Below are 16,495 nucleotides of genomic sequence, written 5' to 3'. Positions count from 1 at the left end.
AGTGAGTGCTAATGTATTTGTCATGATTGAAAATAACATCTTCAAGGCGCTGGCCGATCCGACCCGCCGCGCCATTTTCGAAAAACTGGCGACCGGCGGCATGAACGCCAGCGCATTGCGCGCAGGCATTGATATCAGCCAATCCGCCATGTCCCAGCATCTGGCGGTGCTGCGCGGCGCGGGGCTGGTGCGCGAAGAACGGCGGGGCCGTTTTGTCCACTACGAAGTCGATCCGGACGGTCTCGCCCTTATCGCCCGCTGGCTGGCGAAGTATCGCGCCTACTGGCCGGCGCGGGTGGACGATTTAAAGATTTTGTTGAAGGACATGGATCAATGACCAGCAAAAAAACCGACGACAACGCGCTGTTATTTGAATACGCGCTTGATGCGCCTGCGGAAAAGGTATGGCGGGCCATCAGTATTCCCGCGCTGCGCGAGCAATGGCTGCCCGGTATAGCCGGCGCGCGGGCGGATATCCTGTCTGCGACTCAGGGGGCGGAAATCTGTTTGCGTCTGCGCGAGGACGAACCGCCTTACCTGGAAAGCCGCGTGACGTTGCGCATCAGGCCAAATCACAGCGGCGGCACCCTTTTGACCATCATCCACCGGCTGGATGACTCACGGCTGAATAACCCTACGTCGCCGGCGGCAAACGACGACACGTCCTGTCTGATGCTGGTTGCCTGACCTTACGCGGCTGCCTGACCTTACCGTCGCCGGGCAGAAGAAAAAATGCCAAAAAAAAGGAGCCGTCCATGCGCGAAGCGCTGCAACTCATCCCGATGGTGGTCGAGCAATCCAGCCGTGGGGAACGATCGTTCGATATCTATTCACGGCTGCTGCGTGAGCGCATTATCTTCCTGAACGGCGAAGTGGAGGATACGCAGGCCGCCCTGGTCTGCGCCCAGCTCCTGTTCCTCGAAGCCGAGAATCCGGAAAAGCCCATCCATCTGTATATCAATTCGCCCGGCGGCGTGGTCACCAGCGGTTTCGCCATATATGACACCATGCGGTTCATCAAGGCGCCGGTCCATACCCTTTGCCTGGGCACCGCGCGCTCAATGGGATCGTTTCTGCTGATGGCGGGCGAGCCGGGCCAGCGTGTCGCGCTGCCCAACGCAAGTTTGCACGTGCATCAGCCGTTGGGCGGTTTCCAGGGACAGGCATCGGACATTTTTATCCACGCCGAGGAAATGCAGCAGACCAAACGCCGGATCACGCGCCTGTACGCCGAGCATTGCGGACGCGCCTATGCAGAGGTTGAGCGTACCCTCGATCGCGACCGTTTCATGACCGCGGAGGAAGCGCTGGCGTGGGGATTAATCGATCGCATCCTTTTCAAGCGAACCGCAGTACCCCCGCGCCGGCGGCGATAATGCACACCGCCACCAGCCGTGATGGACGTATGCGCTCGCGCAAGACCAGCCCCGAAAGAACGAGGGCAAACACAATGGAAGTTTCCCGCAGCGCGGCAACCACCGCGACGGGCGCGACCGTCATGGCCCACAGCGCCAGCCCATAGGAGGCGAGGGTGCCAAACCCGCCCGCCATGCCGAGATGCCAATGGGCGACGAAATAGTCTTTTGTCGCCGCGCGTCGCCTGAAGAGGGTCCAGGCAAGCAGGGGCGCGCCGGTAAACAGGAAAATCCACAGCGTATAGGCGGCGGGAGCGCCGGACAGGCGCACCCCTGTCCCGTCAATAAGGGTATAACCCGCGATAACCCCGGCATTGAGCAACGCCAGGCCCAGGCCTTTGATGTCTTGCCCGCGCGCGAATACGGCCATGCTGAGTATGCCAGCGCAAATAATGCTTATTCCCAGCCATGCGGTCGGCGTCAGTAATATGCCAAAAAATAACGCGCCGGTCGCCGCCACGATAAGCGGTGCGCTGCCGCGCATCAAGGGATAGGTCTGGCTCATGTCGGCGATGCGATAGGTTTTCGCCACCAGGCAAAAATACAGGATCTGCAGCAGGGCCGACGCGCCGATAAAAGGCCAGCTTTGCCTGGCGGGGGCGGGCAGGAACGGCAGCGCCAGGGCGGCGATCAGCGAAGCGCAAGCGGTGACCAGTATCGTGGTCAGCAGCGTGTCGGCGCCGCCTTTAACCACCGCATTCCAGGAGGCGTGCAACACCGCGGCAAACAGCACTACGCTAAAGACCAACGCGGTCATGCGCGCCACCGCCCAGAGAAGTAAAAGAGTGTCATAGATATAATGCGGTATGCAGATGATAAAACAGCATGCCGCATAATGGCCCATGAAATCAAATGCTCATGCTGAAGGGATAAAACAATTTTTCGGCTATGGGGCAGAGTAGCGGCGGCGCCCGCGCGTCCCGTTCAGGTTTCCAGTAAACGTATTCGACGCTAAATAAGGTTGTTATTTACCACAGGGCGCGTAAAGGAACGGATGTTGTTTGTTGTTTAAATAGAACTGCTAATAAATGGATTAGCATAATTAATATTGGATAAGGTGTGACTTTACCTAAAATTAATTAAGCCTGCATGGGGTTCAATGTTATCGATAATGGCTATTCCCACAGGATGATTTGCCGGGTTTTTGCCCCATATACATAAGAAATATTCCTTAAGCCATTGATTATATTAATATGATAACGAGTAAATTTTTTATTTTTCGCTTGCCATTGTGTAAAATATTCCGTTATTATAACCCGGCATATAGTCATATAATGCCGAGGCTCTCAATCCCTTAGGTTTAAACAGCGGTATAATATGCAGGTTGTATTATGTCGTCTTCCACGTAATCATTGCACAGCAAGCTTATGCTCGTCTGTACAGTCAATGGTGGCTCAGGTCGGGCAGCTTAAGGGCTGGCCGGGAACAGTTGAGACCCGGTTGTGAGATCCCGATGTGGGCCACCGCCATTGATTTTTTTAGCGGCGGCGCTCGCAACCGAGTTCATCGTATCTCATTAACGCTGCGATTTTTTCCCCGTCAAGACTGAAAACGAGAGGGAATGGGTACAGCCCCCGGCAAAACGAAATACCCGGCAGCGTCAGCGGCAAATATTAGATAACCGGCAAATCGAGCGTCTGCAACAGCCGGATATGACCATGCTTTTTGCCGATCCGCTTTATCCGCAATTTACTATTGAATGACATGGTTATTCTCCTTACATGCCATCGGCGTGATCATTAGCCTATTTATGGCTGCCTGAAGGACGTCGGAATGACAGATAAAAAAACGGTAACAGACACCCTGGTCGTCGGGGCGGGCCAGGCGGGCGTTGCGATCAGTGAACACCTGAGCCGTCTTGGCATCCCACATCTCGTCTTGGAGAAACATCGCATCGCGCAAGCATGGCGCAGCGGCCGCTGGGCATCGCTGGTGACCAACGGGCCCGCCTGGCATGACCGCTTTCCGGGCATGGCTTATGCGCATTGCCAACCCGACGGTTTTGTTCCCAAGGAACAGGTGGCCGACTATTTTGTCGCCTATGCGGAAAAATTCAATGCGCCGATCCGTACCGGCGTTGAGGTGACGCGGGCACGGCGCAATCAGCACCGTCCCGGTTTTACCGTTGAAAGCGCGGCGGGCATCATCGAGGCGCAGCGCATCGTGGCGGCGACGGGGCCGTTCCAGCGCCCGGTCATCCCCGCGATGGCCCCGCCGGGTGGCCGCATCCATCAAATACACTCCGCGCAGTACCAACATCCCCGGCAACTGCCCGCCGGGGGCGTGCTGGTGGTGGGCGCCGGCTCATCGGGCGTGCAGATTGCCGATGAATTACGGTGCGCGGGCAGGAAAGTCTGGCTTTCGGTCGGCCCCCATGACCGGCCGCCGCGCGCCTATCGTAACCGCGACTTCTGCTGGTGGCTGGGTGTGCTGGGTCTCTGGGATGCCCCGGCCGGCAAGCCGGGTAAAGCGCATGTCACCATTGCCGTCAGCGGCGCACGCGGCGGTTATACCGTTGATTTCCGCCGGCTGGCTCGACAGGGCGTACAACTGGTCGGCATGACCCAATCGTTCGCCGGGGATGTGGTCAGCTTTCAACCGGACCTGGCGCGGCACATCGCACGTGGCGATGAAAACTATCTCTCGTTGCTGGATGCCGCCGATGCGTGGATTGTCCGCAATGGATCGTTGCTGCCGGAAGAACCCGCGGCCCGACACTTTTTGCCCGATCCCGACTGCCTCACGCAACCGGTGCTTGAACTGGATCTGGCGGCGGCAGGCATCGGCTCGATTATCTGGGCTACCGGCTATCAGGCCGACTACAGCTGGTTGGAAGTGGATACCTTTGATGCGCAAAACAAGCCGCTTCATCATCGCGGGGTAGCCAGGGAGCCCGGCGTGTATTTCCTCGGATTGCCCTGGCTTTCACGCCGTGGTTCCGCATTTATCTGGGGCGTCTGGCATGACGCGAAGTACATTGCCGATCACATTGCCACACAGCGCCGGTATCAGCAGTACCAAAGCGCCTCTGAGCAGCCGTAGCGCTCGCCGGCGCTTAGGTAGCCTTCTTGATGGCGTTGCCAGCATGATTTGTCAGGATGGCGCCGGTGATAATATGAAACAGATGCTCCCCCCGTGGCGCGAAGCCGGGCTGGCCGGCCAGCCAGCCGAGCGCCGACATCAGGGCGAACAGGTCGTCCGCATCCATATCGGGGCGCGCCGTTCCCTCGGCCTGAGCGCTGTGCAGGAGTCGCGCGCCCGCTGAGCGCACCGCTTTGCAGGGGGCATAAAGCGCGGAGTCAGGGTCGGCGTGGGCGCTCGCCATCAAGGCGACAACGCCGCTGTAGCTATTAACGAACGCCACCCCTACGCGAAACCAGGACACCAGTGCTTCATCAGGTGGACTCGACGTTTCGAGTTCGCCTGCCTTGTGCGTCAGCGCCTCCAGATTGTCGCGCAGCAAGGCTTCGAACAGGGTTTCTCGCGTCGGGAAATGACGAAGCAGCGTGGCCAACCCGACGCCGGCCCGACGGGCGATATCGCGCATGGACGCATCGGCGCCATGTTCGGTGACGACCTCACGCGCGACCGCAAGCAGGAGGCAGTAATTTTTTTGGGCGTCGGCGCGCATAGGTTACCTTGACAAGTGGACCGGTGATCCGTATATTTGGATCACTGGTCCGGATTGGCGCATAAAGATCTGGATCAGTGATACACAAGATATAACGTCCTTGTGCCAATGGCAACAGGGATGCCGTCCAACACAATGAAAGGTAGAAAATCATGGGAAAGCTTGAAGGTAAGGTTGCGGTCGTCACGGGTGGATCGAGCGGCATGGCGCTGGCGAGCGCCAAGCGGTTTGTGGAAGAAGGCGCCTATGTTTTCATCACCGGCCGCCGGCAGGAGACGCTCGACGAGGCCGTCAGGCTGATTGGCCGCAACGTGACCGGCGTGCGTGGCGACGCGTCCAATCTGGACGACCTCGACCGCCTGTTTGACACGGTCAAGCGGGAAAAGGGCAGTATAGACGTCCTGTACGCGAGCGCCGGCACGGGCGAAGCCGTCCCACTGGGCGAGATTACCGAGCAGCACTTCGATGCGACATTTGGCCTGAATGCGCGCGGCACGCTGTTTACGGTTCAAAAGGCGTTGCCGCTGTTTAACGACGGCGGGTCGATATTCATGACCGGGTCAATTGCTTCAATCAAAGGGTTTCCCGGTTTCAGCGTGTACGCGGCCAGCAAGGCGACGTTGCTCGCATTCGCGCGCGGGTGGCTCAACGAATTGAAGGGCCGGAAAATCCGGGTGAATGTGCTGAGCCCGGGGCAGATCGCCACACCGATTCAGGAGCAAATCTTCGACGACGAAACGAAGCGGTATTTCGAATCCCTGGTTCCGCGGGGAAAGATGGGGGAACCTGGGGAAATTGCGGCGGTCGCGCTGTTTCTTGCTTCCGACGAATCTAGCTTCGTGAATGGGGTGGAGCTGTATGTCGACGGCGGCACCTCCGCCATCTGAAATCGTAGGTCAGCGCGACGCCCATTACGCTTTTCCCCGGCAGCGCAAACGCAAGGAACAGTATTTCAAACACAATCCATATGATGCCGCCCAACACCATGACACGGCGTGGGCCAAACAGGGTTGAGAGTGAGCCGGCCAGCCATGAGCCAAGCGTTACCGTCACGCCATAAAAGGCGATAACCGTTGCAGCGCCATAACACCAGACCAGCTGCTGGCGGCAATCGAAGCGCTATGGCGCCGGATAAGTCAGCAGTGGCCAAACCATAAAATTAATCTGGCGCTTGCGGTGCGTGGCCAGGTGGACCCGTTCACCGGCGTATCGCAGCATATGCCGCAGGCGGCCTGGAAAGCACCGGTTGAGTTGAAATATCTGCTGGAAGAGCGTTTGCAAATCTGAAAAATGCTGCCCGCCAGCGCAGCGCTGAGCGTCCACCACAAACCAACCGACAGACAGCTTTTCGTGAGTAGCATGGTTCTACGATCCCCCAACAGCCTTTGAATCAGCATGAGCAAGCTGGGCTTTAATCGCATCTGATCCGTACCCCATTTCATTTAAACGAGTATTGCCAGTGGTACGCGTACCCTGAGGGTTATATATTCCACTTTAACCTAAGTCATGCAGTAACTGACGGAGTGTGTGGGTAGACATTGCCCCAGCAACTGGCTTATCCCGCCCCGGAAAGAAAAAAAAGTCCACGCAAGTGCGTGGACGCTAAGTGATTATTATATATTTCGAGACGCCGTGAGACGTTTTGAAATTAAGTTACCTATTTAAACGTTAAACAAAAAGTTCATCACATCGCCGTCCTTGACGATATATTCCTTGCCTTCGGAGCGCATCTTGCCGGCTTCCTTGGCGCCTTGCTCGCCTTTATAGGCGATAAAGTCTTCGAAGGCGATGGTCTGCGCGCGGATAAAGCCTTTTTCAAAATCGGTATGGATTTTACCGGCCGCCTGCGGCGCGGTGGCGCCGACCGGGATAGTCCAGGCGCGAACTTCCTTAACCCCGGCGGTAAAGTAGGTTTGCAGATTCAGCAAATCGTAGCCGGCGCGGATAACCCGGTTCAGGCCCGGTTCTTCCAGCCCCAGCTCGGCCATGAACTCCGCGCGCTCGTCATCTTCCAGCTCCGCGATATCGGATTCCACCGCCGCGCAAATCGCCACCACCACCGAGCCTTCCGCGGCGGCTATCGCCCGTACTTTGTCCAGGTAGGGATTATTTTCGTAGCCGTCTTCATTGACGTTGGCGATATACATGGTCGGCTTAAGCGTCAGGAAGCTGAGATAACGGATGGACGCTTTTTCTTCCCCGGTCAAATCGAGGGAGCGCAACATGCCGGCGTTGCTCAGGTGCGGCAGGCATTTTTCCAGCGCGGACAGCTCGATTTTGGCATCCTTGTCGCCGCCCTTGGCGCGTTTTTGCACCCGGAAGATGGCGCGCTCACAGGCATCCAGATCGGACAGCGCCAGTTCGGTATTGATCACATCGATATCATCCGCCGGATCGACTTTGCCGGCGACGTGAATAATATTATCGTTTTCAAAGCAGCGCACCACGTGGCCGATGGCCTCGGTCTCGCGGATATTGGTCAGGAACTGGTTGCCCAGGCCTTCGCCCTTGGACGCCCCTTTGACCAGGCCGGCGATATCAACAAATTCCATGGTGGTCGGTACAATACGCTGCGGCTTGACGATGGCCGCCAGCTGATCCATGCGCGGATCGGGCATCGGCACCACGCCGGTGTTCGGTTCAATGGTACAGAACGGGAAATTGGCCGCTTCAATGCCCGCTTTGGTCAATGCATTGAACAGCGTGGACTTGCCCACGTTCGGCAGACCCACAATACCGCATTTAAAACCCATGGTTATATTACCTTAAATAGCTTTATTATCAGATGGTTAATGTTGAATAACACTATTATCATTACCTTAATGCCCCATTATACACACAAAACAATCATAACTCGATTGGCTGCGCATTGGACGTCGCCTTGAGGGGCGCGTCGCAAGGTGTATCGCCCGGTGTGAGGAAAATGCCGCCATTCCCGGGCCGTTGCTGCCGATGCTTATACCGCAGCGCGGGACGAATTGCTTGAGATCCGGGCGGTTAACCGGGATACTTTACATTGTTAATAAATTGGTTAATCTGGAATAACTACATGTTTTACCTGAAATCATTACGGATCAATGACGTTAAGAACGATATTTTGTCCGGTTCGGTGGTGGCGGTGGCCTTAATCCCGGAAGCGGTGGCATTTTCGCTGGTGGCCGGATTATCACCCATTATTGGTCTGCACACCGCGTTTATCCTGGGACTGGTCACCGCGTTATTCGGCGGCAAACCCGGTATGATTTCCGGCGCGACCGGCGCCATTGTGGTGGTCTTGGCAAGCCTTGCCGCACAGTATAGCCTGGGTTATGTATTATGGGCTACGCTGTTGGCCGGGGCGATACAAGTCCTGATCGGCTTACTGCGGCTGGGCAAATTCATCCGCCTGGTACCTTTGCCGGCCATATTCGGTTTTGTCAACGGACTGGCGATCGTTATCATGCTGGCTCAATTGCCGATGATCAAAGGGCAAGGCGTGTTGATGTATTCGCTGGTGGCGTTGTCTATGCTTATCGTTTGGGGTTTCCCGAAAATCAGCGGTGCTATTCCCGGCTCGCTGGCGGCATTGCTGGTGATAAGCGGCCTGGTTATCGGCCTGGACATCGACACCAAACGCGTCGGCGATTTGGCGAATATCGCCGGCGGCCTGCCGGTATTCTCGTTGCCGGACGTTCCCCTCAATCTCGCCACGCTAAAAGTGGTATTACCCTATGCCGTGATTATCGCGTTTGTCGGCCTGATTGAATCCTTGCTGACGTTAACCGTGCTGGATGAAATGGGCGGTAAAAAAGGCGCGGGCAATCGCGAATGCCTGGCGCAGGGCGCAGGCAATATCCTGTGCGGGTTGTTCGGCAGCTTTGCCGGCTGCGCGATGATAGGGCAGTCGATTATCAATTTCACCTCCGGCGGCCGCAGCCGGCTTTCCAGCGCGCTGGCGGCGGTATTGTTGATTGTCTTTGTCGTCAGCCTGGCTGATTATATTGCCGTGCTGCCGGTGGCGTCGCTTGTGGGCATCATGTTTATGGTCTGCATCAATACCTTCGAGTGGAGCTCGCTGCGCCGTATCCGCCGGATGCCCAAGGCCGATGCGCTGGTTATGGTGGCGGTGTCGGTTATCACCATCTTCACCGATCTGGCGGTGGCGGTTGTCTCCGGGGTGATTATTTCGGCCTTGGTTTTCGCCTGGAAGCAGGCCCGCATACGCATTGACCGGACGGAACACCGCGCGGAGGAAGTGGTGTATCATTTGAACGGGCCGCTGTTTTTTGGCTCCGCCACCGCATTCGCCGAGCTGTTTCATCCCCAGGACGACCCGCGGCGGGTGGTATTGGATTTTGCCCATACCCGGGTGATGGACGCCAGCGGCGTCGAGGCCGTTGATAAACTGACCGCGCGTTATCTGGCGGCGGGCAAGCAGATCCGGTTACGACATCTCAGCGACGACTGCATCACCTTATTACGCCGCGCCGGACCGTTTTGCAGCCATGAGCTCGATGATCCTACCTATAACGTCGCCTGTGAATAGCACCGGCCCGGTGTTCAGGCGGCTTTAAAGCTGTGCAGGCGGTTCATGGCCTTTACCTGGCCCTCCTGGATCAGGATCTCGGTGCATTTTACCGCTTCGGTTATGGCTTGATCGATTAAGGCCAGCTCGCTGGCCGGCGGTTTGCCCAGCACAAAACCGACCACTTTGTTTTTGTCGCCCGGATGGCCGATGCCGATGCGCAGGCGGTGAAAGGCAGGGTTATTGCCCAGCCGGCTGATGATATCCTTCAGGCCGTTATGGCCGCCGTGTCCGCCGCCAAGCTTTAGCCGGGCGTTGCCGGGCAGCAGATCCAGCTCATCGTGCGCCACCAGGATTTCCTCCGGCAGGATGCGGTAAAAGGTCGCAACAGCGGCGACCGCCTTGCCGCTCAGGTTCATAAAGGTGGTCGGCACCAGCAGCCTGACGTCCTGTCCGGCAAGCGAAAGGCGGGCGGTATAGCCGTAAAATTTGCTTTCTTCCTTCAACGGCTGGCGAAACTGTTCCGCCAGCAGGTCAACATACCAGGCGCCCGCGTTATGGCGGGTGGCGGCATATTCCGCGCCCGGGTTCGCCAGGCCAACAATCAGCTTGATAGTCATTAGGGTATCATTCTCTACAATTACAATAATTTAAACAGCTCAACGCATTGCGGGAATTCAGGCGGCCGTAGTCCAGCACGCAGGCGGTACCCGCGGCGATAATGCCAGTCGGTCATGTTAACAGATTTGCCCCGCGGCGACTTAGTGAAGTGTTATTAACCCGGCCTGCGCTCTGGATTTGTCTCAGGTCTTGCCGGCCACCTGAAACATCGAAAAAACACCCTTTCGCTGCTGCGGGATTGCGGGACATAATATGATGATGCATAGAGGGTCAAACTTAAAAAGGAACATCATGGAACTGCGGCTGGCGCGCCCCGAAGAGGCGCAGGGGTTATGGGATATTCGCAATCAGGCCGTATGGGCGGGGTGCGCGCAGGTATACGATGCCGACGCCATCAGCGCCTTTACGCCACAGGTCATGCCTGCGGGCTATCTTGCCTGCATCACGCAAAATCCGTTTTTCGTCGTTACCGATACCGCCGCCGGCGGGCCGGTGGCAACGGGATTCCTGGATTTGAAGCAGCAGACGGTGGAGGCAATTTTTACCCTGCCGGCGTATCAGGGCAGGGGCTATGCCGCGCGTATCCTGGCTCGGATCGTCAGCGAGGCGACAAGCCGGAAAATGAAGCGTTTAACGCTGTCATCCACGCCTAACGCCGTAGAGTTCTACCGCCGCCAGGGTGCGAGTGTTACAGCAACGCGCAAAACAGAATAATGATCGCCAGCGCCAATCCCATGCTGCTGATGACTTCAAGATCGTCGGTATACATAATCACCTCCTCTTGCCTGACCCGATCATGGCGCCTTGCCACTTGCCCGGCTGTGATCGACCCTTCAAAAAAGCCGCAATATCCGCCGCTCGTACAGGATTGACTGGTACATTGATCGCGATCAATTTCCTTAAAAAACAGAAAGACAGGGAAAAATGATTTGTGTGATTAATTGTCAACTCTGTGATCGCGGACACGATGCCTAAAGCACAATATTGACTATACTTTACACAGATTGATAAGGACGACGGATGAAGACATCACGATTTCATTGAGTAACCCGGAGGTGAACGATGAAACGCAAATCAGCACTCTTATGTGGCAACGGCTTGATGGGCGTGGGTATGATTATGATGCTCGGCGGGCTCGCCTGCTCGGTATTGAATCAACTGCCCCAGTTACACTTTACCCCGCTGGTCGCGCATAGCGCCGTAATGGGTATTTTTATCGGCGCCCTGTTATGGGTAGCCGGCGCCCGCATGGGCGGACACGAACGTATCAGCGACCGTTACTGGTGGCATCGCCGGTTTGACGCGCGCTGCCGTCGGTCGGGACATCGTTAATCATCATGCCATGATTTGTCATGGCATTGCTCCGGCGGAACGCATGATTGCGCCGCTGGCTGGCAACCTGTCATTTAGCGCCGCCATTACAACGGTGGCTTATGTCTCACACTGCGCGTTAAAATCGGGCGATAACATCCAAAAAATAACGACATAGGTTACGATCATTAATGACTGGTTTTTCCCTATCCTGAACCTGCCTTGCCGGTTTGGGATTTTTTTGTCTTTTTACAAGTAACCACAAAACGGGCGGGCCTGACGGCCCGTAGCCGGATTACATCCTCCGGCGCACATGCGTGCCGCGCGTCGAGAGGCTGGGGGTAAAGCCGGGCGCGCCGCCGCAGCGGCAACGCCGGTCGCTATCAATGCTCAAACATGGCGGAAATGGATTCTTCGTTGCTAATGCGCCGGATAGCCTCTGCCAGCATGCCGGACAACGTCAGGGTACGCACGTTGGGCAACGCTTTGATTTTCGGATCCAGGGGAATGGTGTCGCACACTATCACTTCATCGATAACCGAATTCTTGATGTTGTCGAACGCATTACCGGAAAAAATCGGGTGAGTGGCATAAGCGAAAACGCGTTTCGCGCCTCGATCCTTGAGCGCTTCCGCCGCTTTGCACAGCGTGCCGCCGGTATCGATCATATCGTCGACAAGCACGCAGTCGCGGCCCGCAACGTCGCCGATGATATGCATCACCTGGGAAACGTTTGCGCGCGGGCGGCGTTTATCGATGATGGCCATATCGGTATCGTTCAGCAGTTTGGCGATGGCGCGGGCGCGAACCACGCCGCCGATATCCGGCGACACCACAATCGGATTTTCCAAATCCTGCTGCAGCATATCCTCCAGCAGAATCGGGCTGCCGAAGACATTGTCGACCGGGACATCAAAGAAGCCCTGGATTTGTTCCGCGTGCAGGTCCACCGTCAAAACACGGTCTACCCCTACGCTTGATAAAAAGTCCGCCACCACTTTCGCGGTGATGGGCACGCGTGCGGAGCGCACGCGACGATCCTGGCGGGCATAACCAAAGTAGGGGATAACAGCGGTAATACGACCGGCTGACGCGCGGCGTAACGCGTCGACCATGACCACCAGTTCCATCAGGTTGTCATTGGTTGGCGCACAGGTGGACTGGATGATGAAAATATCACCACCGCGTACATTTTCATTGATTTGCACGCTGACTTCGCCGTCGCTAAAGCGACCTACAGCGGCGTCACCAAGACTGGTGTATAAACGGTTGGCAATACGTTGTGCTAGTTCGGGGGTGGCGTTACCAGCAAAAAGCTTCATATCAGGCACGAGAAGAACCTCAGGCTTGCGTCCAGAGAAGGTATTGCACAGCATAACACTCGGGACCGGAGCGCCATACAGGGCAATGCCACACGGGTATAGATAATTAAGATAATCGGGCGTAACCGACCGCTTTGGGCGGTAAAAGGCCCGACTATCTTAATGCGCCCCGGCCAACGCGCTATGCAGCGGCGAGACGTTAACGCCTCGGGCCACAAAACCACGCATCCATGCCGGGGCATGCTCAAGCACCTGACGGGCGGCGGCCTCGGTATCGAATTCGGCAAATACACAAGCACCGGTGCCAGTCAGTCGCGACGGCGCGTATTCTAACAGCCATGAAAGATGCTGTTCAACCTCGTAAAAATGTTTTCTTGCGATTGGCTCACAATCATTATGAAAAGGCCGGGATAATAAGTCGGTCAGCGAGCGTACCGGCGTATCTCTTTTTAACGCCGGATCGGCAAAAATCACCGGCGTTGAAATACTCACGCCGGGCAGGGTAACCAGGTACCATTTTTCCGGCGGATCGGCAGGGGTCAATATTTCGCCAATTCCCTCGGCGAAGGCCGCGTGGCCCCGCACGAACACCGGTACGTCGGCGCCAAGCGATAGGCCGAGCCGTGCCAGCTCTTCGTGTTCCAGACCACATTGCCACATATGATTAAGGGCCACCAGCACTGTCGCCGCGTCGGAGGATCCCCCGCCCAGTCCGCCGCCCATCGGCAGGCGTTTTTCCAGGCGGATCCCGGCGCCGGGCGGGGCAAAATTATTTTTTCCCCCGCCCCAACGGTGACGCTGTAGCAGCCGCGCCGCCCTGACGATGAGATTATCCTCGTCCCGCACGCCGGGAAGCGGCGTCAACAGGCGAATAGCCCCGTCCGCGGCCGGTTCTATGGTCAGCGTGTCGCCGTAGTCAAGAAACTGGAACAGCGTTTGCAGCAGATGATAGCCGTCGGGACGCCGGCCGGTGATATATAAAAACAAATTGAGTTTGGCCGGCGCCGGCCACTGGTGAATCATTGCAGGTTCCAGCTGTCCATTTTAAGTTTGATGCGCTGGTCGCCCTGGCGCAGTTCCAGATTGGCCGGCAGCACCGGACGGCTGTCGTCGTGGTAGCCCAGGTAGACCACGGTCCATTGCTGCCCATCCTGATGGTAATTGACCTGTTTGAGCAAGCCGCGCGCATCGAGGGTGAAATCGGTGGCGTCGCCCGGCAGCCCGAGCATCCACTTGCGCAGGTTGTCGAGGGGAATGTTCATGCCGGTCAGTTTCTGAATCATCTGCTGCGGATCGTTACTGACATATTTTTTGCCCTGGTTGTTGGTAATCTGCGCCATACCCGGCTGAACGTTTAAATCCATTTCGGTACTGCCGAGCGGATTGGTCAGCAGCAGCCGGTAGCGATCGGCGCCGGTTTGCTGCCAATTGAAGCGGGCATAGACTTTTTGCTGGCCCGAGATATAGGCGAAAGAGCCGCGCGTTTGGTAGCTCGACAGCTGCGACACCGATTGTTGATGTTGCTGCCATTCAGGCGAGGTTTGGCTTTTTGCCGGGCCGGAGGGTGTGTGGACGCTACAGGCGGCCAATAGCAGGCCGGCCAGCGGCAGTACGCGGTAGAAGGCTGGAATACGCTTCGGCATAGGGAACTGCTTCCTTAATTTTCTCGTGTGTAAGGCGTTTAGTCGGGTGATTAAAACCATGATAGCGTCAATTTTCACCCTAGGCGGCATTTATTTCATTACCGGCATCACGCCGGGATGGGTCGAAAATGCGGTGTGACTTTTCTTGATCACGCGCATCAAGTAGAATGCACTCAAACCATAACCATACTAACACTCGTATTATTTAATAGCCGTATTCCATGACCCTGCTTGCATTAGGTATAAATCATAAAACAGCGCCGATTGCGTTACGCGAGCGGATAGCGTTTTCGCCCGAAACCCTTGACCTGGCGCTGGTCAGTCTGCTCCAGCAGCCCCTGGTGCGGGGCGGCGTGGTGCTGTCTACGTGCAACCGGACCGAATTATACCTAAGTCTGGCGCAACAGGATAATTTCAAGGAATCGCTGGTCAGCTGGTTATGCGATTATCACCATCTGCAGCCGGACGAGGTGCGTCAAAGCCTCTATTGGCACCTGAACGACGGCGCGGTCAGCCATCTGATGCGCGTTGCCAGCGGTTTGGACTCCATGGTGCTGGGCGAGCCGCAGATACTCGGGCAGGTAAAAAAAGCCTTCGCGGATTCCCAGCGCGGCCATTCCGTTTCCGGTGAGCTGGAACGCCTGTTCCAGAAATCCTTTTCCGTGGCCAAGCGGGTGCGCACTGAAACGGAGATTGGTTCCAACGCGGTATCGGTGGCGTTTGCCGCCTGTACCCTGGCGCGACAGATTTTCGAATCCCTGGCCGACGTTACGGTGCTGCTGGTCGGGGCCGGTGAAACCATCGAGCTTGTGGCGCGGCATCTGCGCGAACACCATGTCAAACAGCTGGTCATCGCCAACCGCACCCGCTCGCGGGCGCAACTGCTGGCCGACGAAGTCGGGGCGCGGGTCATCGGCCTGTCCGAGCTTGACGCTCAGTTGGCCAACGCCGACATCATCATCAGCTCCACCGCCAGCACTTTTCCCATCATCGGCAAGGGCATGGTCGAACGGGCCATGAAACAGCGCCGCAACCAGCCGATGCTGCTGGTGGATATCGCGGTGCCGCGCGATATCGAGCCGGAAGTGGGCAAGATCCCCAATGCCTATCTCTACACGGTGGATGATCTGCAGGCCATTATCGAAAAGAACCTGGCGCAGCGACAATCGGCGGCCGTACAGGCCGAAACCATCGTCGCCCAGGAATGCCTGGATTTCATGGGCTGGCTGCGCGCGCAAAGCGCGGTGGAAACCATTCGCGATTTTCGTTCCCAGGCCGATAGCCTGCGCGCGGAGATTGAGGAGCGCGCCGTGGCGGCCATAAGGCTTGGCGCCGATCCTGAGGTGGTCATCCGCGACATGGCCCATCGCCTGACCAATCGTCTTATCCACGCGCCCACCAAATCACTGCAACAGGCCGCCCGCGACGGTGATGTCGAACGGCTGCAAATCCTGCGGGACAGTCTGGGACTGGACTAGCTCATTATACTAATAAGGTAAAACCATCACCTATGAAGCCTTCTATCGTTGCCAAACTGGAAGCGTTGCAAGAGCGCCAGGAAGAAGTCGAGGTATTGCTTGGCGACGCCGGCATTATTAACGATCAGGATAGATTTCGCGCGCTGTCGAAAGAGTACGCGCAACTGACCGATGTTACCGCGTCCTTTAAGCGTTGGCAGCAGGTGCAAGAGGATATCCACACCGCCGAAGCGATGCTGGACGACCCGGAAATGCGCGACATGGCGCAAGAAGAACTGAAAGAGTCCAAGGCCTTGCAGGAGGAGCTTGAGCAACAATTGCAACTGCTGTTGCTGCCAAAAGACCCCGATGATGAACGCGGCTGTTTCCTGGAAGTCCGGGCCGGCACCGGCGGCGACGAAGCGGCGATCTTCGCCGGCGACCTGTTCCGGATGTATAGCCGGTTTGCCGAAACCCGGCGCTGGCGGGTGGAGATCGTCAGCGCCAGCGACGGTGAGCACGGCGGCTACAAAGAAGTCATCGCCAAAATCGATAACGACGGCGCCTACGGCCAGCTTAAGTTCGAGTCCG

The 16,495-nt window shown here is 57.0% G+C and carries 18 protein-coding genes and 2 pseudogenes; 11 read left to right on the top strand and 9 right to left on the bottom strand.

Features of this window, described 5'->3' with window-relative positions; all coding sequences use genetic code 11:
* The first annotated feature begins 22 nt into the window (after window positions 1-22).
* The 3 genes from VGC33_RS20290 to VGC33_RS20280 all read left to right on the top strand — a co-directional run bounded on the left by VGC33_RS20290 (window position 23) and on the right by VGC33_RS20280 (window position 1,376).
* Window positions 23-337: an ArsR/SmtB family transcription factor gene (locus VGC33_RS20290; protein ID WP_331122581.1), complete on the top strand. Its 315-nt coding sequence runs from the start codon at window positions 23-25 to the stop codon at window positions 335-337.
* Window positions 334-687 carry an SRPBCC family protein gene (locus VGC33_RS20285; RefSeq protein WP_331122580.1) on the top strand — a complete coding sequence of 118 codons (354 nt, stop codon included), beginning with the start codon at window positions 334-336 and terminating at the stop codon, window positions 685-687. The genes VGC33_RS20290 and VGC33_RS20285 overlap by 4 nt, the downstream gene beginning before the upstream one ends.
* Window positions 688-755: 68 nt before the next feature.
* Window positions 756-1,376 carry an ATP-dependent Clp protease proteolytic subunit gene (locus VGC33_RS20280; protein ID WP_331122579.1) on the top strand — a complete coding sequence of 207 codons (621 nt, stop codon included), beginning with the start codon at window positions 756-758 and terminating at the stop codon, window positions 1,374-1,376.
* On the opposite strand, the gene VGC33_RS20275 is transcribed toward VGC33_RS20280, so the two are convergent.
* Window positions 1,339-2,172 (bottom strand): EamA family transporter, encoded by an 834-nt coding sequence (locus VGC33_RS20275; RefSeq protein WP_331122578.1) that lies wholly within the window; start codon window positions 2,170-2,172, stop codon window positions 1,339-1,341. The two genes, VGC33_RS20280 and VGC33_RS20275, sit on opposite strands and share 38 nt — an antisense overlap.
* Window positions 2,173-3,188: 1,016 nt before the next feature.
* Between VGC33_RS20275 and VGC33_RS20270 the strand changes: the two genes are divergently transcribed.
* Window positions 3,189-4,457: a flavin-containing monooxygenase gene (locus VGC33_RS20270; protein WP_331122577.1), complete on the top strand. Its 1,269-nt coding sequence runs from the start codon at window positions 3,189-3,191 to the stop codon at window positions 4,455-4,457.
* Window positions 4,458-4,470: 13 nt separating this feature from the next.
* Here the strand turns inward: VGC33_RS20270 and VGC33_RS20265 are convergent, their stop codons facing one another.
* A complete protein-coding gene (locus VGC33_RS20265) occupies window positions 4,471-5,046 on the bottom strand; it encodes a TetR/AcrR family transcriptional regulator (RefSeq protein WP_331122576.1) in 576 nt (191 codons plus the stop codon).
* A gap of 152 nt (window positions 5,047-5,198) precedes the next feature.
* On the opposite strand from VGC33_RS20265, the gene VGC33_RS20260 reads away from it, so the two are divergent.
* A complete protein-coding gene (locus tag VGC33_RS20260; RefSeq protein WP_331122575.1) occupies window positions 5,199-5,933 on the top strand; it encodes an SDR family NAD(P)-dependent oxidoreductase in 735 nt (244 codons plus the stop codon).
* 190 nt (window positions 5,934-6,123) lie between these two features.
* Window positions 6,124-6,330: pseudogene (locus VGC33_RS20255) on the top strand (hypothetical protein); the annotation flags it as partial.
* A 93-nt stretch (window positions 6,331-6,423) separates the two neighbouring features.
* Here the strand turns inward: VGC33_RS20255 and VGC33_RS20250 are convergent.
* Together VGC33_RS20250 and ychF are read right to left on the bottom strand one after the other, a co-directional pair.
* Window positions 6,424-6,618 (bottom strand): annotated as a pseudogene (locus tag VGC33_RS20250) (tyrosine-type recombinase/integrase); the annotation flags it as partial.
* Window positions 6,619-6,707: 89 nt separating this feature from the next.
* Complete coding sequence (gene ychF / locus VGC33_RS20245; protein ID WP_331122574.1) at window positions 6,708-7,799, bottom strand: redox-regulated ATPase YchF; 1,092 nt, start codon at window positions 7,797-7,799, stop codon at window positions 6,708-6,710.
* A 296-nt stretch (window positions 7,800-8,095) separates the two neighbouring features.
* Between ychF and VGC33_RS20240 the strand changes: the two genes are divergently transcribed.
* Window positions 8,096-9,571 carry a SulP family inorganic anion transporter gene (locus VGC33_RS20240; protein ID WP_331122573.1) on the top strand — a complete coding sequence of 492 codons (1,476 nt, stop codon included), beginning with the start codon at window positions 8,096-8,098 and terminating at the stop codon, window positions 9,569-9,571.
* 14 nt (window positions 9,572-9,585) lie between these two features.
* On the opposite strand, the gene pth is transcribed toward VGC33_RS20240, so the two are convergent.
* Complete coding sequence (gene pth / locus VGC33_RS20235) at window positions 9,586-10,170, bottom strand: aminoacyl-tRNA hydrolase (protein ID WP_331122572.1); 585 nt, start codon at window positions 10,168-10,170, stop codon at window positions 9,586-9,588.
* Between the two features lie 292 nt (window positions 10,171-10,462).
* On the opposite strand from pth, the gene VGC33_RS20230 reads away from it, so the two are divergent.
* Window positions 10,463-10,885, top strand: a complete 423-nt coding sequence (locus VGC33_RS20230) for a GNAT family N-acetyltransferase (RefSeq protein WP_331122571.1) — start codon at window positions 10,463-10,465, stop codon at window positions 10,883-10,885.
* Here the strand turns inward: VGC33_RS20230 and VGC33_RS20225 are convergent.
* Entirely contained in the window at window positions 10,860-10,982 is a 123-nt protein-coding gene (locus VGC33_RS20225) for a hypothetical protein (RefSeq protein ID WP_331122570.1), read from the bottom strand. The two genes, VGC33_RS20230 and VGC33_RS20225, sit on opposite strands and share 26 nt — an antisense overlap.
* A gap of 251 nt (window positions 10,983-11,233) precedes the next feature.
* Here VGC33_RS20225 and ychH point away from each other — a divergent pair, with 251 nt between their 5' ends.
* Window positions 11,234-11,503, top strand: a complete 270-nt coding sequence (gene ychH / locus VGC33_RS20220; protein WP_331122569.1) for a stress-induced protein YchH — start codon at window positions 11,234-11,236, stop codon at window positions 11,501-11,503.
* A 362-nt stretch (window positions 11,504-11,865) separates the two neighbouring features.
* Here ychH and prs read toward each other — a convergent pair whose 3' ends face one another.
* From prs to lolB, 3 genes are all read right to left on the bottom strand, one after another.
* Window positions 11,866-12,813 carry a ribose-phosphate diphosphokinase gene (gene prs / locus VGC33_RS20215; RefSeq protein WP_331122568.1) on the bottom strand — a complete coding sequence of 316 codons (948 nt, stop codon included), beginning with the start codon at window positions 12,811-12,813 and terminating at the stop codon, window positions 11,866-11,868.
* Window positions 12,814-12,963: 150 nt separating this feature from the next.
* Complete coding sequence (gene ispE, locus VGC33_RS20210; protein ID WP_331122567.1) at window positions 12,964-13,827, bottom strand: 4-(cytidine 5'-diphospho)-2-C-methyl-D-erythritol kinase; 864 nt, start codon at window positions 13,825-13,827, stop codon at window positions 12,964-12,966.
* Entirely contained in the window at window positions 13,824-14,447 is a 624-nt protein-coding gene (gene lolB, locus VGC33_RS20205; protein ID WP_331122566.1) for a lipoprotein insertase outer membrane protein LolB, read from the bottom strand. The genes ispE and lolB overlap by 4 nt, the downstream gene beginning before the upstream one ends.
* 221 nt (window positions 14,448-14,668) lie before the next feature.
* Between lolB and hemA the strand changes: the two genes are divergently transcribed.
* On the top strand, window positions 14,669-15,925 hold the full coding sequence (gene hemA / locus VGC33_RS20200; protein ID WP_331122565.1) for a glutamyl-tRNA reductase: 1,257 nt from the start codon (window positions 14,669-14,671) through the stop codon (window positions 15,923-15,925).
* Window positions 15,926-15,957: 32 nt separating this feature from the next.
* Window positions 15,958-16,495: PCRF domain-containing protein (locus tag VGC33_RS20195; RefSeq protein ID WP_331122564.1), on the top strand; the 538-nt coding region annotated here is incomplete at its 3' end.

The organism is Acerihabitans sp. (assembly GCF_036398755.1).
Taxonomy (GTDB): Bacteria; Pseudomonadota; Gammaproteobacteria; order Enterobacterales; family Enterobacteriaceae; genus Acerihabitans.
The sequence above is the reverse complement of the archived record's forward strand: the minus strand, read 5'-3'. Positions and strand labels throughout refer to the sequence as shown.